This is a genomic window from Streptomyces durhamensis (assembly GCF_000725475.1).
Classification (GTDB): Bacteria; Actinomycetota; Actinomycetes; order Streptomycetales; family Streptomycetaceae; genus Streptomyces; species Streptomyces filipinensis.
This window is the reverse complement of the sequence record NZ_JNXR01000015.1, coordinates 362,495-387,082: the sequence shown is the minus strand read 5'-3', so window position 1 is coordinate 387,082 and position 24,588 is coordinate 362,495. Positions and strand designations below refer to the sequence as shown.

The window sequence follows — 24,588 nt, the reverse complement described above, 5'->3', positions numbered from 1 at the left end:
GTTTTCCCCAGGGTGCTCCCAGGCGCTTCCCAGCCTTCGGTCGGGGCATGACGGCGAGGGTGTCCTCCGGTTATGGTCGCAGCGGCGCGACTGGCCCTGACGTGCGCGGGGCCCGGAGAGCAAGGGGAAAGCAAGGTGGCGGACGCTGCAGTGAACGAGACCCGTCGGGTGCTCATCGCCGCGGACAAGTTCAAGGGCTCGCTGACGGCCGTGCAGGTCGCCGAGCGGGTGACGGCCGGGCTGCGCCGGGTCGTGCCGGATCTTCGCGTCGAGGCGCTGCCCGTGGCCGACGGCGGCGACGGGACCGTGGACGCGGCGGTCGCGGCCGGTTTCGAGCGGCGGGAGGTCCGGGTCGCCGGGCCGCTGGGCCAGGAGGTGACGGCCGCGTTCGCGCTGAGCGGCGACACCGCGGTCGTGGAGATGGCCGAGGCGAGCGGGTTGCAGCGCCTACCGGCCGGCGTCTTCGCGCCGCTGACGGCCTCGACGTACGGCTCCGGCGAGCTGCTGCGGGCCGCGCTCGACGCGGGCGCGCGGACCATCGTGTTCGGCGTCGGCGGCAGCGCCACGACGGACGGCGGCGCGGGCATGCTGTCCGCGCTGGGCGCACGGTTCCTGGACGAGGACGGGGAACCGGTCCCGCCCGGCGGCGGGGGGCTCGCCGACCTGGCGCGCGCGGATCTGTCCGGCCTGGACGCGCGGCTGTCGTCCGTGGAGCTGGTGCTCGCCAGCGACGTCGACAATCCGCTGACCGGTCCCAAGGGCGCCCCGGCGGTGTACGGCCCGCAGAAGGGCGCCTCGCCGGACGACGTGGCGACGCTGGACGCGGCGCTCGCCCACTTCGCCGAGGTGCTGGAGGCGGCCGTGGGGCCGCGCGCCGCCGAGCACGCGGCGGCACCGGGCGCGGGCGCCGCGGGCGGCATCGGCTACGGCGCCCTGCTCCTGGGAGCCGGGTTCCGGCCCGGCATCGAGGTCATGCTGGACGTCCTCGGCTTCGCGCCCGCGCTGGAGCGGGCCTCGCTGGTGATCACCGGGGAGGGGTCGCTGGACGAGCAGACGCTGCACGGGAAGGCGCCGGCCGGGGTCGCCGCGGCGGCCAGGGCCGCCGGCAAGGAGGTCGTCGCGGTGTGCGGGCGGCTGGCGCTGTCGCCGGAGGCGCTGCGCGGGGCGGGGATCTCCCAGGCCTACCCGCTCACGTCCGTCGAGCCGGACGTCGCCCGGTGCATCGCGGACGCGGGACCGATTCTGGAGCGGGTCGCGATCCGGATCGCCGAGGAGCACCTGAGCTGAGGCCCGTGGCGGCGCCGCCCCCGGAAACGGCGCCTGTTCCGGCCGCCGGGCCGGGGCGGAGCGCCGGAGCGGTCACGGGAGCCCGCCTGGGGGTGCCGTTCGGATCAGGACGGCCGTGACGAACGGTACGGACCGGCGACGCCGGGATGATCCAGACGGTCCCCTAGGCCCTGTCGTCAAACTCCCTCCTGCCCCGCGACGCCATGCACGCACTCTCGCCGCACCGGCCCCAGGCCCCAGTACATCCAGTACGAGGGCCAGGGCCCGGCACGCCGAGAGCACGCACCTGACGCCGCAGGGCCCGCCCTTCGGGCGGACGGCGGGAGTTCGACGACGGGGCCTAGGCGCCGTCCTTGCCCAGGACCCGCGTCATCTCCGCACCGACCTCGCGGCTGAGACCACCGTCGCAGGGGATGCCGAGGGCCAGCGCGAGATCCTTCCCGTGCAGGTCGGTGACCGCCTCGGCGAGGTCGGCGAACGCGGAGGCGGCGGCCCGTCCCCGGCCGGCCGCGGTCGCCGCGGCCAGCAGGCCGATGACCGCGGCGGGCCACCAGCAGACCCCGAGCAGGAGGTAGGCCGCGGCCCAGGCGTGCAGGCGCGCCGCCGCGGCGAAGGCGGTGCGCGCCGCGTCGAGTTCGGCGCGGGTGCCTTCGGGGGCGAGGAGCCACAGGTGGGGCCAGGCCGCGGTGAGGTCGAGCCGGTAGGCGTGCCAGACCCGGTGTTCGGGGGCGGTGATGCGGTCGCCGGCCCAGAACGGGTGCCGGGGTGCGGCGAGGGCGATACGGGCGCGGGCGGCGTGGTGGCGTTCGGCGGACTCGGTGAGCGGACCGGCGTCGCCGGCGCCGGCGATCGTGGCGCGACCGGCGGCCACCAGGGCCGTGCGGTAGGCGCGGTCGGCGTCCTGCCAGCGCCGCAGGCGACGGGCGGTCAGCCGGCGGGTGACGGGTCCGCGCGCATCGGTGAGCCAGGCCTTCTCGCACCACGTTCCCCCCGCCTGGACGGCGGCCCCCACGGCCGCGGCTGCGGCCAGGACGGCGAGCGCGGCCACCGCGAGGGCGCCCGGGCTGTGCGCGCCGGGGGCGGCGGCCAGGGCGTCCAGCCGGGCGCGCAGGCGTCCGGTGTCGTTCCAGTGCCGCTGGCCGAGGGTGCCGGCGGCGGCCAGTGCCGCCAGGTAGATCAGACCGGGGACCGCCAGGAGCGCCATCCAGCGTTCGGCGAGCCTGCCGCCGAGCGTGCTGAGGAAGGCGCTCACGGCCGCAGGGGGATCTCGCGCAGCGGCCGGTCGAAGACGAGGCACCGCGGCGGCCGGCCGGCGCCCGGGGCCTCGACCCGTGCGCAGTGCCCGAGGGGGCAGGTGAGCACGTACAGCGGCGGGTGGCCGTGGCCGGCACCCGGGAGGCGCTGGTAGGAGCCGGGGGTGGTGCGGTAGGAGCCGAGACCGGCGCTGTGCCCGGCGGCGAGGAGCAGGTCCTCCAGCTCGTCGAAGGCGTCCTCCAGTTCCCCTGGCGGACGGCCGCCGCGCACCTCGGCGAGGATGCGGTCGACGAGCTGCCGCATCGCCTCGTCGGCGGCCAGCTCGGCCGGCGTCGCCAGCAGCCTGCGGCACAGTTCCCCGAGCCGCTCGTGGCCCGGTCCGGGATCCATCACCGCTTTCTCCCTCCCCTGTGCGGATCAGCATAACGACCGCGCGCCTCGGGGCAGTTGGATATCGTGGAGTGTCATCTCGGCACACGGGGGCCGGTCATGCCGTATGAGGACGAAGCCACGTCGCCGGATCCGGCGCTGACAGCCGTGGCGTGGATGCGACGGTTCCAGCGCACCGGCGACCGCGGGGACCTGGACCAGGCGGTCGAGTGGTACCGCGCCGCACTGCGCCGGCCGATGGGCGCCGACCGGCGCAGGAGCTGCGAGGCGAACCTGCGCGCGGGCCTGTGGCTCCGGTGGCGGGCGTACGACGACGACCACGACCGGGACGAGCTGATCGCGCTGAGCGGAGCGGCGGCGGCCGAGGAGGGGGCGGCGGAGCAGGACCTCGTCTTCCTCGGGGTCGCGTCGGGCCGTCGCTTCGACGACCTGCGCGACCGGCCGGACCTCGACCGGGCGATCGGGGCGCTGCGGCGGGCCGTGGACGTCCCCCTGGAACGGAGCGACAACCGGGCGATGGCACTCGACTCCCTCGGCCGGCTGCTCAACGTCCGGTACGAGGAGACGGGCGACCCGGGCGACCTGGAGGAGGCGGAGCGCGCGTTCCGCGGTGCGCTGAACCATCTGCCGCCCGGCGACGCGGAACGCCCGACGAGCATGGACGGTCTCGCGCAGACCAGGGAGCACCGCTTCGGCCTGACGGGGGACCTGGAGGCCCTGCGCGAGGGGCTCGACCTGCGGCGCGCGGCGTTGGCACAGAGCCCGCCCGGGGCGCGGCACCGCGCCTTCGTGCTGGACGGCCTCGGTACGGCGCTGCGGACGTGGGTGGACGTCTCGCCCGACGAGTCCGCCGTCGCCGAGCTGCTCCGCGTCACCCGGACGGCCCTGGCCGAGGCCCCGGACCGGGCGGACGCTCCCCAGCGGCTGAACGCGCTGACCGGACTGGGCGTGGCACTGCGGCTGGCCGCCGAGCACGGCGGCGACACGGCGCTGCTGCGTGAGTCGGTGGACCTGCTGCGCACGGCCGTCCGGCACACGCCCCCGGCCGGCCGCGCCCGCGTGCACCGGCTGAACAGCCTGGGCAACGCCCTGCACCGGCTCGGCGAGCGGACCGGAGACGCGGCCCTGCTGGACGAGGCCGTCCAGGCGCTGCGGGAGGCCGTGGCCGGCAGCGGGCCCGGGCGGTCCGACGGCGTCGTGGCGAACCTCGCGGTCGCGCTGCGCGAGCGCTACCACCTGACCGGCGACCTGTCCGCCCTGCGCGAGGCCGCCGGCCTGGCCCGGCAGGCCGCCGGGTCCTGCGCGGCGCCCCCGGACCTGGTTCATCTGGCCAACCTGGGTGTGGTCCTGCAGACCTGGTACGACCGGACCGGGGACGCCTCGGCGGCTGCCGAGGCCGTGGCGCTGGCCCGCGATGTGCTGGCCCGCACCGCGCAGGGCAGCCCGCTGTGGACCGTCCGGGCGAACCACCTCGCCAACGCGCTGTCCGAGCGGTACGCCGCCGCCGGTCATCCGGCCGACCTGGAGGAGGCGATCTCGCTGCTGACCCGGGCGGCCGACGCCACGGCGTACGGCGACCCGAGTCAGGCCGACCTGCTGCACAACCTCGGCAAGACGCTGCTCACCAAGGCGCAGGCCACCGAGGACACGGCCGTGCTGGACCAGGCGGTCACCACGCTGGGCCGGGCGGTGTGGGCGCCGTCCGGCGGGGAGGCGGTGCACGCGAACCACCGGATGACGTACGCGAGCGCCCTGCGGACCCTGCACGAGGTCACCGGCGATCCGGGGGTGCTGCTGGCGGCCGAGGACGCCTACCGGCAGGTCGCCGCGATCGATGCCCTCCCGGCCCACCGCCGGATCGAGGCGGCCCGCGAGTGGGGCGTGGCGGCGGCCGACGCAGGGCGCTGGGAGGAGGCGTTGCGGGGACACCGGCTGGCGGTGGAGCTGCTGCCGTTCAGCGTCACGCGGCGGCTGGCGCGCAGCGACCGGGAGCACCGGCTCACACGGGTGCACGGTCTGGCCGCCGACGCCGCGGCGTGCGCGGTCAACGCGGGAGCGCCGGAACTGGCCGTCCAGCTGCTGGAGCACGGCCGGGGTGTGCTGCTCTGGCAGGCCGTCTCCGCGCGCGGGGAGTGGGAGCGGCTGCGCGCCGCGCACCCGGAGCAGGCCGGACTCTTCCTGCGCCTACGGGACCGCATCGACGCGCTGGACGCCGAGGAGCGGGAGCGGCCGGACGAGGAACGGTACCGGCTGGCCGCGGAGTGGGAACGGCTCGTCACCCGGATCCGCACGCTGCCCGGCTTCGCCGACTTCCTCGCGGCACCGGCGCTCGCCGGTCTGCTGGCCTGCGCCGACCGCGGGCCGGTGGTGCTCGCGTACTGCAGCGGGTACCGCAGCGACGCGCTGGTCCTGCGGCCGGACGGGGTGCTGGTGGTGCCGCTGCCGCAGGTCACCCCGGTGACGGTGGAGCACCAGGTGACCCGGCTGGACGAGGCGCTCGCGGCGGCCACCGACCCGGCCGGGGAACGGCAGGCCCAGCGGACCCTCGCGGATGTGCTGGGCTGGGCGTGGGACCACGTCGCCGAACCCGTTCTCGCCCGTCTCGGTCTGCTCGACGCGCCGTCCGGCGACGACTGGCCCCGGCTGTGGTGGTCGCCGGGCGGTGCGCTCGCCGCGCTGCCGCTGCACGCGGCCGGCCACCCCGGCGGACACCGCTCCGTCCTGGACCGGGTGGTCTCCTCGTACACGCCGACCGTGCGCACGCTGGCGTACGCCCGGGCCCGGGCGGCGGGGCCGGTGCCCCCGGGCCGTCTGCTGGCCGTGGCGCAGCCCGAGACGCCCGGCGCCCGGCCGCTCGGCGGTGCCCGGCGCGAGGTCGCGGAGCTGGCGAAGCTCCTGCCGTTCGACCTGATCACCGGCGCCGACGCGACGCTCGAACGGGTGGTGCGGGCGCTGCCCGAGCACCCGTACGCCCACTTCGCCTGCCATGGGGTGAGCGATCCGGACGATCCGTCGAACGCCCGCCTGCTCGTCCACGACCACCGGCGCGAGCCCTTGACGGTCCGCCGGATCTCCCGGCTGGACCTGCCGCGGGCGCGGCTCGCGGTCCTGTCGGCCTGCGAGACCGCGCGGGGCGCCGAACGGCTGGCGGACGAGTCCATCCACATCACCTCGGCGTTCCAGGTCGCCGGCTACCCCCATGCCATCGGAACCCTCTGGCCGGTGCACGACGCGGTGGCGGTGCGGGTGGCCAGGAGTCTGTACCGGCACCTGCGCGACGGCCGCGAAGCCGACGCGCCGGGCCTGGACACCGGGCGGAGCGCCCTCGCCCTGCACCAGGCCGTCAGGGAGTGCCGCGCGGCCTTCCCCCGCACGCCCAGCCTGTGGGCCGCCCATGTGCACTCAGGCCCCTGACAGACAGGACAGACAGGACAGGCAGACAGAACGGACAGGGCTGAGAGGACGGGAAGGGAGCTGATCCGCCATGGCCCGAAGGTGGCACGGCCGTTCGAGGAACCCGGACGATCCACCCGAATCCGGGACCGGGGCGGAACCGGAGCCGGAGCTTCCGTCGACGGCCGAGTGGGTCGCCACGCTGACGGGCCCGGACGGGACCGAGGAGGAGCTGTTCCGGCTCCCCATCCCCGCCGACCAGCACTTCGGCATGAAGGCCAACGCCACTCTGAAGCGGCTGGGGCCGGATCACCCCGAGACGCTGGCCGCCTTCCGCGACTACGCCCGGGTGCTCGCGCAGGTGAAGGGGCGCCGGGCGGAGGCCTGTGAGCGTCTGACGGAACTGGTGCGGGTGCAGTCGCGGGTGCTGGGCCACGCGCACGAGGACACCCTGACGACGGCCGCGGACCTGGCCGGGCTGTTCAAGACGATGGGAGAGTTCGGCCGGGCGGAGGAGCTGGGCCGCCACGTCTGGGACAACCGGGCCGCGCTGCTGGGCCGCGACCATCCCGACACCCTCCGCAGCGCCGTCCACCTCGCCGAGGTGCTGGAGGCCCTACGACGGGTGCCGGAGGGCACCGCGCTGCGCAGGGACGTCCTGGAACGCCGCAGGCGCGCGCTCGGACCGGACCACCCCGACACGCTGTCCGCCGCCAACGGCCATGCGATCTCCCTGATCAAGGCGGGCCGCTGGGAGGAGGCCGAACGGGAGCTGAGGGACCTGATCGGCCGGCTGGAGCGACGCGGCGAGCCCGGTGACGAACTGCTCCACGCCCGGGCCAACCTCGGTGCCGCCCTGTGCCGGATCGGCCGGCTGCGCGAGGCGCAGACGGTGCTGCGCGCGGTCCTGGCGGAGTACGAGCGCACCAAGGGCCGGGATCACGAGGACGCCCTGCCGGTCCGCAACAACCTCGCCGCCGTCCTGCACGCCAGGGGCCGCTGTGCGGCGGCCGTGGTCGTGCTGCGCGAGGTCGAGGCCGTCTCGGTCCGCCTGTACGGCGACAGTCACCCCGAGACCCTGCACGCCCGGGAGAACCTGGCGAACGTCCTGGTCGACGCCGGGCGACGGCAGGAGGCGGCTCGACTGCTGGGCAGCTGCCTCGACGGCTACCGCCGGGTGTTCGGTCCCGGCCACCCCCTGGCCCGATCCGCCGCCGAGCGCCTCGAACAGCTGCGCGACCCCTCGGCCTAGCGGCGGCGCCCGTGCCGCCGCGGCGCACGGGGACAGGCGAAGGGCCCTGGACCAACCCGGTCCAGGGCCCTTTTCGCGGTCGGCCGCGGTTACGGCAGCTGCGCCGTCCGCGCCTCGCGCCGATTGTCACGGAAGTTGTTCACCCGCCGAGCCGTGGCGAACAACGGGATGACCGCGCCCATGACCAGCTGCAGCGCACAGCCCGTCTGCAGCAGGAGCTGGCCGCTCGGCGCGTCGAAGGCCCACGCCGCCAGCAGACCCATGGACAGCACGATCCAGGACAGCATGGCCCCGGCCAGACGTCCCCTCGGCTTCGGGTACTCCACCCGGCTCACCATCAGCCAGGCCGTCCCGAGGATCGCCATCAGCGTCGCCACGAAGGGCAGCTCCAGCAGCACGATCGAGACGACCGTCAGCGCGCCGAACGGCGAGGGCATGCCCTGGAACATGCCGTCCTTCATCGTCACGCACGAGAAGCGCGCCAGACGCAGCACGACGGCCAGGAGCACCACGATTGCCCCGAGCGCCGCGACTCTCTGGTGCGCGTCGTCCGCGACCATGCCGTAGACCAGCACGAAGTACGCGGGCGCGAGCCCGAAGCTGATCAGGTCGGAGAGGTTGTCCAGCTCCGCGCCCATGGGCGACGAGCGCAGCTTGCGCGCGACCAGGCCGTCGAACAGGTCGAAGACGGCCGCGCAGAGCATCAGGATGACGGCCGTGGCCGCGCTGTGCCGCGCCATGCCCGCGGACTCGTCGTTGCCTGTCAGATGCGGGATCAGGATGCCGGTGGTGGTGAAGTACACCGCCATGAAGCCGCACGTGGCATTGCCCAGGGTGAGGGTGTCCGCTATCGACAGGCGGAGCGAGAGGGGCATCTCCTCCTCGTCGTCCACCTCGTCGGCCTCGGGCACCCAGCCGGCCTGGGTCTCCGGATCAATCACGGTCAATGCGAGTCACCCCAGCCACGGTCTTCTGCCCGACCTCGACCGCGACCTCCACGCCCTCGGGCAGGTAGAGGTCGACACGCGAGCCGAAGCGGATCAGACCGATTCGGTCGCCCTGCTCGACCTTCGTGCCCTCGGGAAGGTAGGGCACGATGCGGCGGGCCACCGCGCCGGCGATCTGGATCATCTCGATGTCGCCGAGTTCGGTGTCGAAATGCCAGACTACGCGCTCGTTGTTCTCGCTCTCCTTATTGAAAGCCGGAACAAAGCCGCCGGGGATGTGCTCGACGGATGTCACCGTGCCCGCGAGGGGCGCGCGGTTGACGTGGACGTTCAGCGGGCTCATGAAGATCGCGACGCGGGTGCGTCCGTCCTTCCACGGCATGATGCTCTGCACCACACCGTCGGCGGGCGAGATGACCCGGCCCTGGGCGATCTCGCGCTCGGGGTCGCGGAAGAACCACAGCATGCCGGCCGCGAGCGCGGTGGCGGGCACGGCCACGGCACGGGCCGCGCCGGAGCGGCGGGCACGGGCCAGGCTGAGGGCTGCGGTGGCGACGGTCGGGAGAAGCCACGGCGATGCTCCGCGCGCGAGGCGTACGCCGGCTCGGCTGTCGCGAGGTGCAGAGGTTTGGCTGTGGGGCATGGATGACCTTCGTAGCGGATGATGCCGCGCTGGACGGGGGACGGCGGCTTTCCGGGGATCGTACCGGGCGCGGGCCGCAACTGGGCAAGCTGGGAAGCCGAGTCGGCGGCCGAAGACCGTCTACAGGGTGTGATCTTCTTCTCGAAGAAAACACCCCGTATCCGGACAATCAGCCCTGGAACCGATACTCTTCGAGCAGTCTGCGCCCAATGATCATTTTCTGGATCTCGGCGGTACCTTCACCGATGAGCAGCATCGGGGCCTCGCGGTAGAGGCGCTCGATCTCGTACTCCTTGGAGAAGCCGTAGCCGCCGTGGATCCGGAAGGCGTCCTCCACGACCTCCTTGCAGTACTCGGAGGCCAGGTACTTCGCCATCCCGGCCTCGAGGTCGTTCCGCTCGCCGGAGTCCTTCTTGCGTGCCGCGTTGACCATCATCGCATGCGCGGCCTCGACCTTGGTCGCCATCTCCGCCAGTTTGAACTGGATGGCCTGGTGCTGGGCGATCGGCTTGCCGAAGGTGTGCCGCTGCTGGGCGTACTGCACACCCAGCTCGAAGGCACGCTGGGCGACACCGCAGCCACGCGCCGCCACGTTGACGCGGCCGACCTCCACGCCGTCCATCATTTGGTAAAAACCTCGGCCGGTGACCCCGCCGAGCACCCGATCGGCGGGCAGCCGCAGGCCGTCCATGATCAGCTCGGTGGTGTCGACGCCCTTGTAGCCCATCTTCTCGATCTTGCCGGGGATGGTGAGGCCCGGGCGGACCTCGCCGAAGCCCGGCTCCTTCTCGATCAGGAAGGTCGTCATCGACTTGTGGGGCGCCGTGCCCTCGGGGTGTCCTTCGTCACTCCGGACGAGAACGGCCACGAGCGACGAGGTGCCGCCGTTGGTCAGCCACATCTTCTGACCGTTCAGGACGTACTCGTCGCCGTCCTTGACCGCCTTCGACGTGATCGCCGACACATCGGAGCCCAGGCCCGGCTCCGACATCGAGAAGGCGCCCCGGATGTCGCCGGCCGCCATGCGCGGCAGGAAGTGGTCCTTCTGCTCCTGGGTGCCGTGCTGCTTGAGCATGTACGCGACGATGAAGTGCGTGTTGATGATGCCGGACACCGACATCCAGCCGCGGGCGATCTCCTCCACGCACAGCGCGTACGTGAGGAGCGACTCGCCCAGGCCCCCGTACTCCTCGGGGATCATCAGACCGAACAGGCCGAGTTCCTTCAGGCCGTCCACGATCTGCTGCGGGTACTCGTCGCGGTGCTCCAGCTCGGTCGCGACAGGAATGATCTCCTTGTCGACAAAGTCCCGAACCGTGGAGAGGATCTCCTGCTGGACGTCGGTCAGACCGGCGGTCTGGGCGAGACGGGCCATGGCTTACTTCTCCGACTTCTTTTCCGCGGGTGCGGTCAGCTCCGGGCGGCCCGGCTGCTCGCCGCCGCGCTCCTTGATGTACGTCTCGGTGGGCACCATCACCTTGCGGCGGAAGACGCACACCAGGGTGCCGTCCTGCTTGTAGCCCTTGGTCTCGACGTAGACGATCCCGCGGTCGTTCTTCGACTTCGACGGCCACTTGTCCAGCACGGTCGTCTCGCCGTAGATCGTGTCGCCGTGGAAGGTCGGCGCCACGTGCTTGAGCGACTCGATCTCCAGGTTGGCGATCGCCTTGCCGGAGATGTCCGGGACGGACATGCCGAGCAGCAGGGAGTAGATGTAGTTCCCGACGACGACGTTCTTGCCGAAGTCCGTCGTCTTCTCCGCATAGTTCGTGTCCATGTGGAGCGGGTGGTGGTTCATGGTGAGGAGACAGAACAGGTGGTCGTCGTACTCCGTGACCGTCTTGCCCGGCCAGTGCTTGTACGTCGCCCCGACCTCGAACTCCTCGTAGGTGCGTCCGAACTGCATCGCGCTCAGGGCTCCTTAGTTGGCGGGGATCTCGAACTTCGACGTGCGCTGCATGCCGGCGGCGCGGCCCTTGCCCGAGATGACCAGGGCCATCTTGCGGCTGGCCTCGTCGATCATCTCGTCGCCGAGCATCGCGGAGCCCTTCTTGCCGCCCGCCTCGGACGTGTAGTAGTCGTACGCGTCCAGGATCAGCTCGGCGTGGTCGTAGTCCTCCTGGGACGGCGAGAAGATCTCGTTGGACGCCTCGACCTGGCCCGGGTGCAGCACCCACTTGCCGTCGAAACCGAGCGCGGCGGCGCGCCGGGCGACCTCGCGGTAGCCCTCGACGTTGCGGATCTGCAGGTAGGGGCCGTCGATCGCCTGGAGGTTGTTGGCGCGGGCGGCCATCAGGATCTTCATCAGGATGTAGTGGTAGGCGTCCGCCGGGTAGCCGGGCGGCTGCTCGCCCACGACCAGCGACTTCATGTTGATGGAGGCCATGAAGTCGGCCGGGCCGAAGATGATGGTCTCGACGCGCGGGGAGGCCTGCGCGATCGCGTTGACGTTGTTCAGGCCCTGGGCGTTCTCGATCTGCGCCTCGATGCCGATCTTGCCGACCTCGAAGCCCATGGTCTTCTCGATCTGCGTGAGGAGGAGGTCGAGCGCGACGACCTGCTCGGCGCTCTGCACCTTCGGCAGCATGATGCAGTCGAGGTTCTGGCCGGCGCCCTCGACGACCGTGACGACGTCCCGGTACGTCCACTCGGTCGTCCAGTCGTTCACGCGCACGACCCGCGTCTTGCCCGTCCAGTCGCCCTCGTTGAGGAACTTGACGATGGTGTGCCGCGCCTCGGGCTTGGCGAGCGGCGCGCAGGCGTCCTCCAGGTCCAGGAAGACCTGGTCCGCCGGGAGGCCCTGCGCCTTCTCCAGGAAGCGCGGGTTCGAACCCGGCACGGCCAGGCAGGAGCGCCGCGGGCGAAGGCGGTTGACGGGGGTGGTCATGCGGGGACCTCCAGGGGGTCGAGCTTGTTCGCTTTCCGGATCTCGTCGACGATGCGGCCGATGATTCCGGTGATGTCGAAGTCCTTCGGGGTGAAGACGGCGGCCACACCGGCTGCCCTGAGCTGCTCGGCGTCACCGTTGGGGATGATGCCACCAGCGATCACCGGTATATCTGTGGCACCGGCCACACGCAGCCGCTGGAGCACGTCCGGGACCAGCTGGGCGTGCGAGCCGGACAGGATCGACAGGCCCACCGCGTGCACGTCCTCGGCCAGGGCCGCGTCCACGATCTGCTCGGGCGTCAGCCGGATGCCCTGGTAGACCACCTCGAAGCCGGCGTCGCGGGCGCGCACGGCGATCTGCTCGGCGCCGTTGGAGTGCCCGTCCAGGCCCGGCTTGCCGACCAGGAAGCGCAGCTTGCCGACGCCCAGGTCGCGGGCGGTGGCGTCCACCTTGGCCCGCACCTCGGCCAGCGCGGAGCCCGGCTCGGCGGTGACCGCCACCGGCGCGGAGGAGACCCCGGTGGGCGCCCGGAACTCGCCGAACACCTCGCGCAGGGCCCCGGCCCACTCGCCGGTCGTGACCCCGGCGCGGGCGCACTCCAGCGTGGCCTCCATCAGGTTGTCCGTGCCCTTGGCGGCCTCCTTCAGCCGCTCCAGCGCCTTGCAGGGGCGCGGGTGGTTGAAGGGCGGCTGGTAGCGCGTGTCGCGCCAGTTCTGCAGCGAGGCGATGACCCGGGCCTCGACCGCCGGGTCGACCGTCTGGATCGCGGTGTCCAGGTCGGCCGTCAGCGGGTTCGGCTCGGTGCCCTCGAAGGCGTTGACACCGATGATCTTCTCCTCGCCGGACTCGATCCGGGCCCGGCGTTCGGCGTGCGAGGAGACCAGCTGGGACTTCAGGTAGCCGGACTCCACGGCGGCCATCGCGCCGCCCATCTCCTGGATCCGGTCGATCTCCGCGAGGGCGTCGGCCACGAGCTGGTCGACCTTCGCCTCGATCACCTTCGAGCCCTCGAAGATGTCCTCGTACTCCAGCAGGTCGCTCTCGTAGGCGAGCACCTGCTGGATGCGCAGGCTCCACTGCTGGTCCCAGGGCCGGGGCAGGCCGAGCGCCTCGTTCCAGGCCGGCAGCTGCACGGCACGCGCGCGGGCGTCCTTGGACAGCGTCACGGCCAGCATCTCCAGCACGATCCGCTGGACGTTGTTCTCCGGCTGCGCCTCGGTCAGGCCGAGCGAGTTGACCTGGACGCCGTAGCGGAAGCGGCGCTGCTTGGGGTTCTCGATGCCGTACCGCTCGCGGGTGATCTTGTCCCAGATGCGGCCGAACGCCCGCATCTTGCACATCTCCTCGACGAAGCGGACGCCCGCGTTCACGAAGAAGGAGATACGGGCGACCACGTCACCCATGCGCTCCTGCGGCACCTGGCCCGAGTCGCGCACGGCGTCCAGGACGGCGATCGCGGTGGACATCGCGTACGCGATCTCCTGCACCGGCGTGGCCCCGGCCTCCTGCAGGTGGTAGCTGCAGATGTTGATCGGGTTCCACTTCGGGATGTGGGAGACCGTGTACGCGATCATGTCCGTCGTCAGGCGGAGCGACGGGCCCGGCGGGAAGACGTGCGTCCCGCGGGACAGGTACTCCTTGACGATATCGTTCTGGGTCGTGCCCTGGAGCTTGGTGATGTCCGCGCCCTGCTCCTCGGCGACGACCTGGTAGAGCGCCAGCAGCCACATGGCGGTGGCGTTGATCGTCATCGAGGTGTTCATCTGCTCCAGGGGGATGTCCTGGAACAGCCGGCGCATGTCACCGAGGTGCGCGACGGGCACGCCGACCCGGCCGACCTCGCCGCGGGCGAGGATGTGGTCGGAGTCGTAGCCGGTCTGCGTCGGCAGGTCGAAAGCCACCGACAGACCGGTCTGGCCCTTCGCCAGGTTGCGCCGGTACAGCTCGTTGGACGCCTCCGCCGTCGAGTGACCGGCGTACGTCCGCATGAGCCACGGACGGTCCTTCTGACGCTCTGTCATCTAAGGCCCTCAGATGTTCCGGAAGCGGTTGATGGCGTCGATGTGCTTGGCGCGCATCTCCTCGTCGCGCACGCCCAGGCCTTCCTCGGGCGCGAGGCACAGCACGCCGACCTTGCCCTGGTGCAGGTTGCGGTGGACGTCGTAGGCGGCCTGGCCGGTGTCCTCCAGGGAGTACACCTTCGACAGGGTCGGGTGGATCTTGCCCTTGGCGATGAGGCGGTTGGCCTCCCAGGCCTCGCGGTAGTTGGCGAAGTGGGAGCCGATGATCCGCTTGAGCGACATCCACAGGTAGCGGTTGTCGTACTCGTGCATGTAGCCCGAGGTCGAGGCGCAGGTGGTGATGGTGCCGCCCTTGCGGGTGACGAAGACGCTCGCGCCGAAGGTCTCGCGGCCGGGGTGCTCGAAGACGATGTCGATGTCCTCGCCGCCGGTGAGCTCGCGGATGCGCTTGCCGAAGCGCTTCCACTCCTTCGGGTCCTGGGTGTGCTCGTCCTTCCAGAACTTGTAGCCCTCGGCGTTGCGGTCGATGATCGACTCGGCGCCCATCGAGCGGCAGATGTCCGCCTTCTGCTCGCTGGAGACGACACAGATCGGGTTGGCGCCGCCGGCCAGCGCGAACTGCGTGGCGTAGGAGCCGAGTCCGCCGCTCGCGCCCCAGATGAGGACGTTGTCGCCCTGCTTCATGCCGGCGCCGTTGCGGGACACCAGCTGCCGGTAGGCGGTGGAGTTGACCAGGCCCGGGGCGGCGGCCTCCTCCCAGCTCAGGTGGTCCGGCTTCGGCATCAGCTGGTTGGACTTGACGAGCGCGATCTCGGCGAGGCCGCCGAAGTTGGTCTCGAAGCCCCAGATGCGCTGCTCGGGGTCGAGCATCGTGTCGTTGTGGCCGTCCGAGGACTCCAGCTCGACGGAGAGGCAGTGGGCGACGACCTCGTCGCCCGGCTTCCAGGCGTTGACACCCGGGCCGGTGCGCAGGACGACGCCCGCGAGGTCGGAGCCGATGATGTGGTACGGCAGGTCGTGGCGCTTGGCCAGCTCGTTGGTACGGCCGTAGCGCTCCAGGAACCCGAAGGTGGACAGCGGCTCGAAGATCGAGGTCCACACCGAGTTGTAGTTGACCGAGGAGGCCATGACGGCCACCAGGGCCTCTCCGGGGCCCAGTTCGGGCACCGGCACCTCGTCGAGGTGGATCGACTTGCGCGGGTCCTTGTCGCGGGTCTGCAGGCCCGCGAACATCTCCGTCTCGTCCTTGTGCACGGTGATCGCACGGTACGACTCGGGGAGCGGCAGGGCGGCGAAGTCGGCGGACGTGGCGTCCTTCGACTGGATCGCGTCCAGGATGTCCTTCACGGTCACGGTGTTGCCTCCGGCGGTGAGCGCCCTGAGGGAGGGGCGCTGAGGGTTCGTCGGTGCTGCGATGAGTGCTGCTGAGGGTTTTGGGGTGTGCCGTCGGTTCGGCTCGGTGGTGCTTCGGCAGCGCTTTGTGGCGCGGGAGGTTGCCTGTGACGCAGGCGTCCGGGCGCGCGGGCCGTGGGCCTTTGGGGACAGCCGGCGAACGAAAGGTCTCTGCTCGCCGGCCGCCCGGACTCCTTCAACGTATGACACCGCGTGTCAGGTGACAAGGCACTGAGTGCCAGAACTTGGCCTCAGATGAAATCTTTACGTAACAAATGAGCGATGATCGATCGAACGGGCCCTGAAATCTGCTGGAAAACGGCCTCTGACATGCCAAAACGGCCACCCGGTCGGGTGGCCGTTGTCACAGGGCGGACGGGCCGGAAGGGCGCCGGAAGCGGGCTCAGCGCTCCTTCAGCGCCTCCTCGATGGTCCGCATGACCTCGTCCAGCGGGGCGTCGGTGCGGGCGACCGTGACGAGTACCTCGCCGTGCGCCGAGACCGTGGCGGGGGCGGTGGCGGCCGGCTTGGGGGCCGAGCTCCGTCCGGCGCCGATGCCGGTGCCGAAGGTCTTGCGCACGATCGCGAAGGCGTGGTCGAGTTGCGCCTCCACGTCCCCCTGGCCGCCCGCCCGCAGCCAGCGCCTGAGGACGTGGTTGTGGGCGGTGACGACCGCGGAGGCGGCCACCTCGGCCAGCAACGGGTCGTCGTTGGCGTCGTCGGCGTGCGCGTGCTCGTCGAAGTGGCCGAGGAGATAGCGGGTGAACAGGCGCTCGTAGCGGGCGACCGACGCGATCTCGGCCTCCCGCAGCGTAGGCACCTCGCGGGTGAGCTTGTAGCGGGCGACCGAGATCTCCGGCCGGGCCGCGTACATCTTCATGACTTCCTTGATGCCGCGGCACACGGTGTCGAGCGGGTGCTCGTGCGCGGGGGCGGCGTTGAGGACCGCCTCGGCGCGGATCAGCGTGTCGTCGTGGTCCGGGAAGATCGCCTCTTCCTTGGAGCGGAAGTGGCGGAAGAAGGTGCGGCGGGCGACCCCGGCGGCGGCCGCGATCTCGTCGACGGTGGTCGCCTCGTACCCCTTGGTCGCGAACAGTTCCATGGCTGCGGCCGCCAGTTCTCGGCGCATCTTGAGCCGCTGGGCGGCGGCGCGACTGCCTGCGGCACTTTCCGGCGCGTCGGGCGTAGCTGGTGTACGTGAGGACTTGGCGGGCTGGGACATGACCCGAACGTACTGCATGTGCGCAGTTCGGTGCGCGGGTGAGGGGTTTCCCCCGCCCGGGGGGCTGACCCCGCCCCAGGAGGGCGGGGGTGTGTCCACGGGGCCGAGCAGTCCGCCCCAGTCCGTCTCCGCGGGGGACCAGTCGCCGGCGCCGTCAGCGGCGGGCATACTCGCGGAAGCCGCGGCCGGTCTTGCGGCCGAGGCAGCCCGCGGCCACCAGGTGCTCCAGCAGCGGGGCCGGGGCCAGGCCGGGGTCGCGGAACTCGCGGTGCAAGACCTTCTCGATGGCCAGCGAGACGTCCAGGCCGACCACGTCGAGCAGCTCGAAGGGCCCCATCGGGTAGCCGCCGCCGAGCCTCATCGCCGCGTCGATGTCGTCCAGGGACGCGTAGTGCTCCTCGACCATCTTGATCGCGTTGTTCAGGTACGGGAACAGCAGCGCGTTCACGATGAAGCCGGCGCGGTCGCCGCAGTCCACCGCGTGCTTCTTGATCTTCGCGCAGACCTCGCGGACGGTCGCGTGGACGTCGTCCGCCGTCAGCACCGTCCGCACGACCTCCACCAGCTTCATCGCCGGGGCCGGGTTGAAGAAGTGCATGCCGATCACGTCCTGCGGGCGCGAGGTGGCGCGGGCACAGGCGACGACGGGCAGCGAGGAGGTGGTGGTGGCGAGCACCGCGCCGGGCTTGCAGACCTTGTCCAGCGTGGTGAACAGCTGCCGCTTGATCTCCAGGTCCTCGGCGATCGCCTCGACGGCCAGGTCGACCTCGGCGAAGGCGTCGTAGGAGCCGGCCGGGGTGATCCGGTCCAGGATCTGGGCCGCGGCCTCGGCGGTCAGCCGGCCCTTGTCGACGGAACGCGAAAGCGACTTGCCGATCCGGGCCTTGGCGGTCTGCGCCTTCTCCTCGCTGCGGGCGGCCAGGACGACCTCGTAACCCGCCTTGGCGAACACCTCGGCGATGCCGGAGGCCATGGTGCCGGAGCCGGCGACGCCCACCGAGCGGACCTCGCGCCCCTGGACCGCGGAGCCGTCCGCCGCCGGGGTCAGCGCGTCCGGCACGACCGTGTCGCTGCCCGGAGTCGCGTAGGTGTAGAAGCCGCGCCCGGACTTGCGGCCGGTCAGGCCCGCCTCGCTGAGCTGCTTCAGGATCGGCGCCGGGGCGTGCAGCCGGTCGCGGGACTCGGCGTACATGGCTTCCAGGACCGTACGCGCGGTGTCGATGCCGATCAGGTCCAGCAGCGCGAGCGGGCCCATCGGCAGGCCGCAGCCGAGCCGCATCGCGGCGTCGATGTCCTCGCGGGAGGCGTACCGGGCCTCGTACATCGCGGCGGCCTGGTTGAGGTAGCCGAACAGCAGGCCGTCCGCGACGAATCCGGGGCGGTCGCCGACCGCGACCGGCTCCTTGCCCAGCTCGATCGCGAGGTCCGTGACCGCGGCGACGGCCTGCGGCGCGGTCAGCACCGAGGAGACCACCTCGACCAGCTTCATCGCCGGGGCCGGGTTGAAGAAGTGCAGGCCGAGCACCCGCTCGGGGTGGGCCGAGTCGGCGGCGAGGCGGGTGACGGAGAGCGCGTTGGTGCCGGTCGCGAGGATCGTCTCCGGGCGGACGACGCCGTCCAGCGCACGGAAGATCTGCTGCTTGATCTCGTACGACTCCGGAGCCACCTCGATGACGAGGTCGGCGTCGGCCGCCGCGGCGAGGTCGGTGCCGGTGCGGACCCGGGCGAGGGCCTCGGCACGCTCCTGTTCGGTGAGCCGGCCGCGCTCGACGCAACGGGCGGTGGAGGCCTCCAGGGCGGCGAGCGACCGCGCGGCCTGGACCTCGCTGACGTCGATGCCGATCACCTCGCGGCCGGCCTTCGCGAGGACCTCGGTGATACCGGTGCCCATGGTGCCGAGGCCCACGACGGCGATCGTCTTGAGGGGCAGAGAGGTACCGGACTGGGGGGACAGGGGAGTGGCCATCGCGGGACTCCAGGAATGAGGGTGACGACGAGGAACGCACCGGGTGCGCCGAGGGGCGCACCGCGGAGCGGAAAGGAGTGCGGGTGTTGCCGGGCTGCAAGCGCACACGCCCGGTGCCTGCCGGTGCCGCGGGCGTGCACACGCCCACGAGCGGCAGCGGATCCGACCGGCCCTGTCCCGGAGCCGGGTCGTGCTGCGGTACACGTACGTACCGAACCGACTTCCCCCACCCCGCAAGGGAGGGGGAGTGCCCCGACGACGGCCGCGTCACCAAACCGTCGTCGGCGGAAGCGCGAGTGGGTAACTCGCTCGTCTGAGCTTAACCCGCGAGTAACGAGCGCGCCAGACCTCAGCCCGCACCGGACTTTGTGATGTGGCTCCCTCGGCCCCCGCCACCCGCCTACGCTGGATTTCGTGGACGAAGAGTTGCGATCACTCACGGAGCGCATACGGCAGGAGTCGCGCGGCGCGGCGGCGTTCGACCGGCTGCTGGCGACCGAGGACCACGACGAACTCGCGGAGGTGCTCACCGCGCCCGGGCAGCCGCTGTGGGCCAGGGAGCTGGCCGCGTTCCGGCTGGGCCTCACCGGCGACCGGCGCGCCTTCGAGTCCCTGGTGCTCCTTCTCAACCACCGCGACCCGCCGCGCTGCGCCTCCGCCGCCTACGCCCTCGCCCGCCTGGGCGACCCCCGCACGGCCCGCGCGGCCGCCGCGCTCGCCACCAACGAACTCCGCGTGGCCTACGCCCTGCACCCGGTCCGCCTCCTGGCCGACCTGCGTGCCCCCGAGTCCGTGCCCGCCCTGATCACCACGCTGGAACGCCGCCTGCGCCCGCACGACCCCTACCGCCGGGTGGCCCTGGCCTGCGTACAGGGCCTCGGCATCCTCGGCGACGCGCGCGCCCGGCGGGTCCTGACCGAGGCCCTGGCCCATCCGGCCCTGGCGGAGGCGGCGGTGCACGCGCTGGCACGCATCCCGCAGCAGACGGAGCTGAGGTGACCGCCGGTCGGGCCGGGAGGGTGCGGGGTGCGCAACCCGGCCGTGCGGGCGGGCCGTTCCCCGGTGAGCCGTGCGGGCGGGCCGTTCCCCGGTGAGCCGCGCGGCGGCGCCGGTCGGCGCTCCGGACCCGAGGCCCCGCCGCACCGGTCCGGGACGCCGGCCGGCAGACCTCGGTCCGGCCCCCTGTCCGGTCAGTCGCCCACCACCGCGAGCGCCTCGATCTCCATCAGGAACTCCGGTGCCACCAGCGCGGCCACCTGTACCGCGGAGGCCGCCGGAAGGCGGTCGTCGGGTATGTGCGCGGCGCGGGCCGCGCGGATCGCGGGGAGGTGGGCCGTGTCGGTGACGAAGTACGTCAGCTTGACGACGTGTTCGAAACCGGCGCCGGCGGCGGCCAGGCAGCGCTTCAGGTTCTCGAACACCTGGCGGGCCTGGGCCGCGGGGTCGCCCTCGCCGACCAGCTTGCCCTGTTCGTCCAGGGCGAGTTGGCCGGAGACGGCGACGAAGCGACCGCTCGCCGAGACGACATGGCTGTACTGGGCCGCGGGAGCCACGCCGTCGGGGGCGGCGATCCGGGTCGGTTCACTCATGGCCCCATGATGGACCAGCCCACTGACAACGCCTCGAAGGGCGGTGACGCGAAGGGCCGCAGGATCAGGTGGGCCCGGAGCCGGGGGGGAGCGTCAACGCCGAGTCCGTGTGGAGCGTCAGGCGCACCGGTACGAACGTGGTGGCGTCCACCGGCGACTGCCCGGTGCCGGAAGCGCGGGCATAGCGCGGATGCGCGCCTCCGCTGATCTGCCAGCGGATGCGGTGACCGACGGGGAAGCGATGGGCGGTGGCGCTCATCGGCACGGTGATCCGCGAGGGCGTGCCTTCGGCCGTCCGCACCCGGCCCAGTCCGTCACAGATGTTGACGGAGCGGCCCTGTGCGTCCACGTCGCACAGGCGGGTGAAGACGTCGGCGTACCCGGTGTCCGTGGAGATGCTCAGCCGTGCGGAGACCGGGCCCAGGATGTCCACGGGCTCGGTCAGCGGAGGGCCGGTGAACGTCAGGACGTCGTCCCGGGCCTCCAGTCCGCTGTTGTCCCGGGGACCGGCGGTGCGCGAGAGCAGCGGGCCGCCGAGGGACGGGGTGGGATCGGCCGGGTCGTAGCGGAACGACGCCAGCGGTGCGCGGTCCGTCGGGGCCAGCTCGGTGAGATGCCCGTCCGGGGTGGGGTACCACGAGGTGGCGGCGCCGGCCGGCGGCCAGGCGTCCAGGTCCCGCCAGGCGTTCTCGCCGCCGACGTGCACGCGCACCGCGGTGGGACGCAGTCCGCAGGGGTCGGCGTGCAGGTGGGCGCGCAGCCAGGCGAGGCTCTCGGCGAACACCTGCGGCCATCCCCGCTGCAGGGCGGAGGTGTGCGTCCAGGGACCGACGAGCAGGGCGGTCTCGCACCCGGCCCGACGCAGCCGGTCGTACTGCTCGAAGGTCTGGTCGGCCAGGGCGTCGTGCCATCCGGTGATCAGGGCTGTGGGCACACGGAGCCGGTCCGCCGCCTGCGCCGTCGACGCCCCGTGCCAGTAGGCGTCCTCGGCGTCCGGATGGGACATCACGTCCTCCAGCCAGGGCACTTCGCCCCCGAGGGCGGACCCGTACGCACCGCGCAGGGGCTGCGCGGTGGTGACGGCGCGCAGGCGGCGCTGCAGACGCAGTGTCGCCCGCAGGAACGGGGCCACGCCCTGGTGCTGGTAGGTCATGCCCACGCCGACGGCGAGGGCGTTCTCCAGGCGCAGCGCGCCGTCCGTGTGGAAGAGGGCACAGGGGTCGTGCAGGCCCACCTGTACCACCATGGCCTTCAGTTCCGGCGGCGGCTCCAGGGCGAGGGCCCACTGCACATAGCCCAGATAGCTGGGGCCCACGGTCCCCAGTGTCCCGTCGAACCAGGGTCGCCCGCGCAGCCAGGACACCGTGGCCCGGCCGTCGGCCGCCTCGTTGCGCCACAGGTCGAACGCACCGCCCGAACCGCCGGTGCCGCGGCAGCTCTGCAGGACGACGTGGAAGCCCTGTTCGGCGAAGAGCAGGCCGTACATGGGGGACCACGGCAGGCCTCGGCCGTAGGGCGAGCGGACCAGGAGCGTGGGGAAGTCGCCCTCCGCACGCGGGAAGTAGTGGTCGGTGACCAACGGGCTGCCGTCGGCGGCCGGCACCACCAGACCCGGCTCCCATCCGGCCTCGTACCGCTTCGCCGGCAGCCCCCGCCAGGTCGCCCTCATCATCCGTGCGGACAGCGGTGGCCTTCCGGCGGGCGGCGCCCAGGCCGGTCCGGTCACCGCGTCGGGTGTGCGTGACGGCATCGTTCCCCTCCTCTATTCCGTACGGTGTACTAGAATAGAGGATGCTTGGATGACCTCCGCAAGAGCCGCCTCGTCGAGCAGGGGAAGGAGCGCGAGACCGTGCCCCAGGACAGGGGGTCCGGCGCCGTGGGCGTCGACCCCGAACAGCTCTGGCTGCGCCCCGCCGAGCACCGCAGGGGGCGCAGGCCCTCCTTCAGCCGGGAGGCCATCGCCGCGGCCGCGGCCGCCCTGGCCGACGCCGAGGGACTCGAAGCGGTCACCATGCGGCGGGTGGCCGCCGAGGTCGGAGCCGGAGTCATGTCGCTCTACAGCTACGCCCCGGACAAGGAGACCCTGCTGGAGCTGATGATCGACCACGTCAGCGGCGAACTGGCGGTCACGGATCCGCCCAGCGGCGACTGGCGTGCCGATCTGAAGGCCGTCGCCCGCCTGCAGCGCGCCCACATGCTGCGCCACCCCTGGCTGCCCGCCGCCCTGTCCACCCGGCGCGTCCCGGGCCCCCGCACGCTGGCCTTCCTGGAACACGCGCTCGCCGTCCTGCGGCCCACCGGACTGGACGGCGCGGCGAAACTGGAGGTCTTCGCCCAGCTCACCGCCTTCGTGGCCGGACACGTCGCCCACGAGACCGCACAGGCCGCGGTCTCGCGTTCCCCGGACCGGGCCGCGGCCGAGGCCCGCTACCTCGCCGCGGTCGCCGCCGACGGCCGCCACCCGGAACTCGCCGAAGCCCTCTCCGCCCCTGGACGCCCCCTCACCCCCGAAGCCACCTTCACCCGGTTCCTCAACCGCCTGATCGACGGCCTCGACACCGACTGACGCCCGCGCCCGCACCCGTGACCGCGCCCGCACTCGTGACCGCGCCCACGACCCGTGACCGTTCCCCGCCGGTGACCGTGCCCGGCCCGCGGGCCGGGCCGGCGACCGGCGGGGCCGGCGAGCGGATCTAGCGGAAGCCCAGCAAAGCGTGCAGGGTCGCGCCCGGCGAGGCGGTCGACACCGCCTTCGCCGGAGCCACCGGCTTCGGGTCGGGGGACTTCGCGCAGACCGCGTCGGCGACCCCCGGACCCCGCGGGACCCTGCCGTCCGTCAGATACGCGGCCAGGTACCCGTCCAGGCAGGCGTTGCCGGCCAGGGTGATGCCGTGGTTGCCGCCGCCCTGCTCGACCACCAGGCTGGAGCCGGCGAGCAGCCGGTGGACCGTGACACCGCCGGGGTACGGCGTGGCCGCGTCGTCGGTCGCCTGGAAGAGCAGCGCCGGCGGCAGCTCGGCGTTGGCGACGTCCACCGGCTTCCGCTTCGCCGTCGGCCAGAACGCGCACGGCGCGTTGTACCAGACGTTGTTCCACGCCATGAAGGGCGCCTTGGCGTACACCGCCCAGGCGTCGGAGTGCCACTGCTGCCAGTCGGCGGGCCAGGAGGTGTCCCGGCACTGCACCGCCGAGTAGACGCTGTAGCCGTTGTCGCCCGGGCCGTCCACGGCACCCAGGTTCTCGTACGCCTCCACCAGCGGCCCGGTCTTCCCGTCGTGCACGTACGCCGCGAACGCCTCGGCGAGGTAGGGCCAGTAGCCGTTGTAGTAGCCGCCGGGGATGAAGGTGTCCTCCAGCTCCGAGGCGCCCACCGCGCCGTCGGCCGGCTTCTTCGCGAGGGCCGTCCGCATCGCGTACCACTGGGCCTCGACCTTCTGCGGGTCCCTGCCGAGGTGGTAGGCCGAGTCGTACCGGGCGATCCAGGCCATCAGGGCGCGGTGGCGGTCGTCGAAGGCGTAGTCCTGGCCGAGGTTGTCCTCGTACCAGACGCCGGTCGGGTCGACGATCGAGTCGAGCACCAGGCGGCGGACCCGCTCCGGGTACAGCCTCGCGTACACCGCGCCCAGGTAGGTGCCGTAGGAGTACCCGAAGTAGCTGATCTCCGGCGCGCCGAGTGCGGCGCGGACCAGGTCCATGTCGCGCGCCGCGCTGACCGTGTCGACGTACGGCAGCACGTCGGCGTACTTGCGGTCGCAGGCGGCGGCGAAGGACTGCGCGCGCGCGAGGTTCGTCCGCTCCAGCGCGGCCGTGGCGGGCACGGTGTCCGGGCGCACCGTCTTGAAGTGGCCGGGCGAGCAGTCCAGGGCCGGGCTGCTCGCGCCGACCCCGCGCGGGTCGAAGCCGATGACGTCGTACTGCGCCGACACGTTCCGCGGCAGTGCCGAGGCGACGAATCCGGCGAGGTCCAGGCCGCTGCCGCCGGGCCCGCCGGGATTCACCAGCAGGGGGCCCTGGGAGGCCGGCGCGGTGTGCGGGACGCGCGAGAGGGCGAGCGTGATCTGCCGGCCCGACGGGTTCGCGTGGTCCAGCGGCACCTTCAGGGAGGCGCACTGGAGCGTCGGATAGTCGTCGGTGCCGCACTTCTTCCAGGCGAGCCGCGCGGCGGGGGCGGCCGGGGCCGCCTGCGCGGCCAGGCCCGTGACCGAGCCCGCCAGCACGGCGGCGGCTGCGCACAGCGCGGCTGCGCGTGTTCTCATGCGTCCTCCCGGGACGGAGGTTTCGGCGGACCACGACGGTCGTGTCTCTCGCCGGATCGTCCCGGAATCAGGGCTCTGAAGAACGC

19 protein-coding genes are annotated in these 24,588 nt (G+C 72.4%); 5 read left to right on the top strand and 14 right to left on the bottom strand.

Going from position 1 to position 24,588, the window contains the following annotated elements; genetic code table 11:
• The first annotated feature begins 150 nt into the window (after window positions 1–150).
• The gene (locus tag IO33_RS0123605; protein WP_031168240.1) at window positions 151–1,287 is read left to right on the top strand and encodes a glycerate kinase; all 1,137 of its coding nucleotides are present in this window, start codon (window positions 151–153) and stop codon (window positions 1,285–1,287) included.
• 340 nt (window positions 1,288–1,627) lie between these two features.
• On the opposite strand, the gene IO33_RS0123600 is transcribed toward IO33_RS0123605, so the two are convergent.
• The gene (locus IO33_RS0123600) at window positions 1,628–2,539 is read right to left on the bottom strand and encodes a hypothetical protein (protein ID WP_031168238.1); all 912 of its coding nucleotides are present in this window, start codon (window positions 2,537–2,539) and stop codon (window positions 1,628–1,630) included.
• Entirely contained in the window at window positions 2,536–2,931 is a 396-nt protein-coding gene (locus tag IO33_RS0123595) for a hypothetical protein (protein ID WP_031168236.1), read from the bottom strand. The genes IO33_RS0123600 and IO33_RS0123595 overlap by 4 nt, the downstream gene beginning before the upstream one ends.
• Window positions 2,932–3,030: 99 nt before the next feature.
• On the opposite strand from IO33_RS0123595, the gene IO33_RS0123590 reads away from it, so the two are divergent.
• On the top strand, window positions 3,031–6,345 hold the full coding sequence (locus tag IO33_RS0123590; RefSeq protein ID WP_031168234.1) for a CHAT domain-containing protein: 3,315 nt from the start codon (window positions 3,031–3,033) through the stop codon (window positions 6,343–6,345).
• A 70-nt stretch (window positions 6,346–6,415) separates the two neighbouring features.
• Window positions 6,416–7,576, top strand: coding sequence for a tetratricopeptide repeat protein (locus IO33_RS0123585; RefSeq protein WP_051926910.1), 1,161 nt, complete (start codon window positions 6,416–6,418; stop codon window positions 7,574–7,576).
• 89 nt (window positions 7,577–7,665) lie between these two features.
• Here the strand turns inward: IO33_RS0123585 and pssA are convergent, their stop codons facing one another.
• The 9 genes from pssA to IO33_RS0123540 form a co-directional block, all read right to left on the bottom strand.
• Window positions 7,666–8,487 (bottom strand): CDP-diacylglycerol--serine O-phosphatidyltransferase, encoded by an 822-nt coding sequence (pssA, locus tag IO33_RS0123580; RefSeq protein WP_031168231.1) that lies wholly within the window; start codon window positions 8,485–8,487, stop codon window positions 7,666–7,668.
• Window positions 8,488–8,509: 22 nt separating this feature from the next.
• A complete protein-coding gene (locus tag IO33_RS0123575) occupies window positions 8,510–9,166 on the bottom strand; it encodes a phosphatidylserine decarboxylase (RefSeq protein ID WP_031168229.1) in 657 nt (218 codons plus the stop codon).
• A gap of 169 nt (window positions 9,167–9,335) precedes the next feature.
• On the bottom strand, window positions 9,336–10,541 hold the full coding sequence (locus tag IO33_RS0123570; protein WP_031168227.1) for an acyl-CoA dehydrogenase family protein: 1,206 nt from the start codon (window positions 10,539–10,541) through the stop codon (window positions 9,336–9,338).
• A 3-nt stretch (window positions 10,542–10,544) separates the two neighbouring features.
• Window positions 10,545–11,072, bottom strand: a complete 528-nt coding sequence (locus IO33_RS0123565; RefSeq protein WP_031168225.1) for a MaoC family dehydratase — start codon at window positions 11,070–11,072, stop codon at window positions 10,545–10,547.
• A gap of 15 nt (window positions 11,073–11,087) precedes the next feature.
• On the bottom strand, window positions 11,088–12,053 hold the full coding sequence (locus tag IO33_RS0123560; protein WP_031168223.1) for an HpcH/HpaI aldolase/citrate lyase family protein: 966 nt from the start codon (window positions 12,051–12,053) through the stop codon (window positions 11,088–11,090).
• Window positions 12,050–14,077 carry a protein meaA gene (locus IO33_RS0123555; protein WP_031168221.1) on the bottom strand — a complete coding sequence of 676 codons (2,028 nt, stop codon included), beginning with the start codon at window positions 14,075–14,077 and terminating at the stop codon, window positions 12,050–12,052. Before IO33_RS0123555 ends, IO33_RS0123560 begins: the two co-directional genes overlap by 4 nt.
• A gap of 9 nt (window positions 14,078–14,086) precedes the next feature.
• On the bottom strand, window positions 14,087–15,424 hold the full coding sequence (ccrA, locus tag IO33_RS0123550) for a crotonyl-CoA carboxylase/reductase (protein WP_031168220.1): 1,338 nt from the start codon (window positions 15,422–15,424) through the stop codon (window positions 14,087–14,089).
• A gap of 448 nt (window positions 15,425–15,872) precedes the next feature.
• On the bottom strand, window positions 15,873–16,691 hold the full coding sequence (locus IO33_RS0123545) for a TetR family transcriptional regulator (RefSeq protein WP_245235854.1): 819 nt from the start codon (window positions 16,689–16,691) through the stop codon (window positions 15,873–15,875).
• A 154-nt stretch (window positions 16,692–16,845) separates the two neighbouring features.
• Complete coding sequence (locus IO33_RS0123540; protein ID WP_031168216.1) at window positions 16,846–18,657, bottom strand: 3-hydroxyacyl-CoA dehydrogenase family protein; 1,812 nt, start codon at window positions 18,655–18,657, stop codon at window positions 16,846–16,848.
• Window positions 18,658–19,071: 414 nt separating this feature from the next.
• Between IO33_RS0123540 and IO33_RS0123535 the strand changes: the two genes are divergently transcribed.
• Window positions 19,072–19,656, top strand: a complete 585-nt coding sequence (locus tag IO33_RS0123535) for an adenylosuccinate lyase (protein WP_031168215.1) — start codon at window positions 19,072–19,074, stop codon at window positions 19,654–19,656.
• A 191-nt stretch (window positions 19,657–19,847) separates the two neighbouring features.
• Here IO33_RS0123535 and IO33_RS0123530 read toward each other — a convergent pair whose 3' ends face one another.
• Window positions 19,848–20,246: a RidA family protein gene (locus tag IO33_RS0123530; protein ID WP_031168214.1), complete on the bottom strand. Its 399-nt coding sequence runs from the start codon at window positions 20,244–20,246 to the stop codon at window positions 19,848–19,850.
• A gap of 64 nt (window positions 20,247–20,310) precedes the next feature.
• Window positions 20,311–21,996: a CocE/NonD family hydrolase gene (locus IO33_RS0123525; RefSeq protein WP_031168213.1), complete on the bottom strand. Its 1,686-nt coding sequence runs from the start codon at window positions 21,994–21,996 to the stop codon at window positions 20,311–20,313.
• Window positions 21,997–22,095: 99 nt separating this feature from the next.
• Here IO33_RS0123525 and IO33_RS0123520 point away from each other — a divergent pair, with 99 nt between their 5' ends.
• Window positions 22,096–22,812 carry a TetR/AcrR family transcriptional regulator C-terminal domain-containing protein gene (locus IO33_RS0123520; protein ID WP_031168211.1) on the top strand — a complete coding sequence of 239 codons (717 nt, stop codon included), beginning with the start codon at window positions 22,096–22,098 and terminating at the stop codon, window positions 22,810–22,812.
• A 127-nt stretch (window positions 22,813–22,939) separates the two neighbouring features.
• On the opposite strand, the gene IO33_RS0123510 is transcribed toward IO33_RS0123520, so the two are convergent.
• Window positions 22,940–24,502 (bottom strand): alpha/beta hydrolase, encoded by a 1,563-nt coding sequence (locus tag IO33_RS0123510; protein WP_031168209.1) that lies wholly within the window; start codon window positions 24,500–24,502, stop codon window positions 22,940–22,942.
• Between the last annotated feature and the right edge of the window lie 86 nt (window positions 24,503–24,588).

Coding starts and splice junctions, on each gene's coding strand:
- IO33_RS0123595 (WP_031168236.1), bottom strand. CDS start 2,931: ATGGATCCCGGACCGGGCCACGAGCGGCTCGGGGAACTGTGCCGCAGG.
- IO33_RS0123590 (WP_031168234.1), top strand. CDS start 3,031: ATGCCGTATGAGGACGAAGCCACGTCGCCGGATCCGGCGCTGACAGCC.
- IO33_RS0123585 (WP_051926910.1), top strand. CDS start 6,416: ATGGCCCGAAGGTGGCACGGCCGTTCGAGGAACCCGGACGATCCACCC.
- IO33_RS0123575 (WP_031168229.1), bottom strand. CDS start 9,166: ATGCCCCACAGCCAAACCTCTGCACCTCGCGACAGCCGAGCCGGCGTA.
- IO33_RS0123570 (WP_031168227.1), bottom strand. CDS start 10,541: ATGGCCCGTCTCGCCCAGACCGCCGGTCTGACCGACGTCCAGCAGGAG.
- IO33_RS0123565 (WP_031168225.1), bottom strand. CDS start 11,072: ATGCAGTTCGGACGCACCTACGAGGAGTTCGAGGTCGGGGCGACGTAC.
- IO33_RS0123560 (WP_031168223.1), bottom strand. CDS start 12,053: ATGACCACCCCCGTCAACCGCCTTCGCCCGCGGCGCTCCTGCCTGGCC.
- IO33_RS0123555 (WP_031168221.1), bottom strand. CDS start 14,077: ATGACAGAGCGTCAGAAGGACCGTCCGTGGCTCATGCGGACGTACGCC.
- IO33_RS0123545 (WP_245235854.1), bottom strand. CDS start 16,691: ATGTCCCAGCCCGCCAAGTCCTCACGTACACCAGCTACGCCCGACGCG.
- IO33_RS0123540 (WP_031168216.1), bottom strand. CDS start 18,657: ATGGCCACTCCCCTGTCCCCCCAGTCCGGTACCTCTCTGCCCCTCAAG.
- IO33_RS0123530 (WP_031168214.1), bottom strand. CDS start 20,246: ATGAGTGAACCGACCCGGATCGCCGCCCCCGACGGCGTGGCTCCCGCG.
- IO33_RS0123525 (WP_031168213.1), bottom strand. CDS start 21,996: ATGCCGTCACGCACACCCGACGCGGTGACCGGACCGGCCTGGGCGCCG.
- IO33_RS0123510 (WP_031168209.1), bottom strand. CDS start 24,502: ATGAGAACACGCGCAGCCGCGCTGTGCGCAGCCGCCGCCGTGCTGGCG.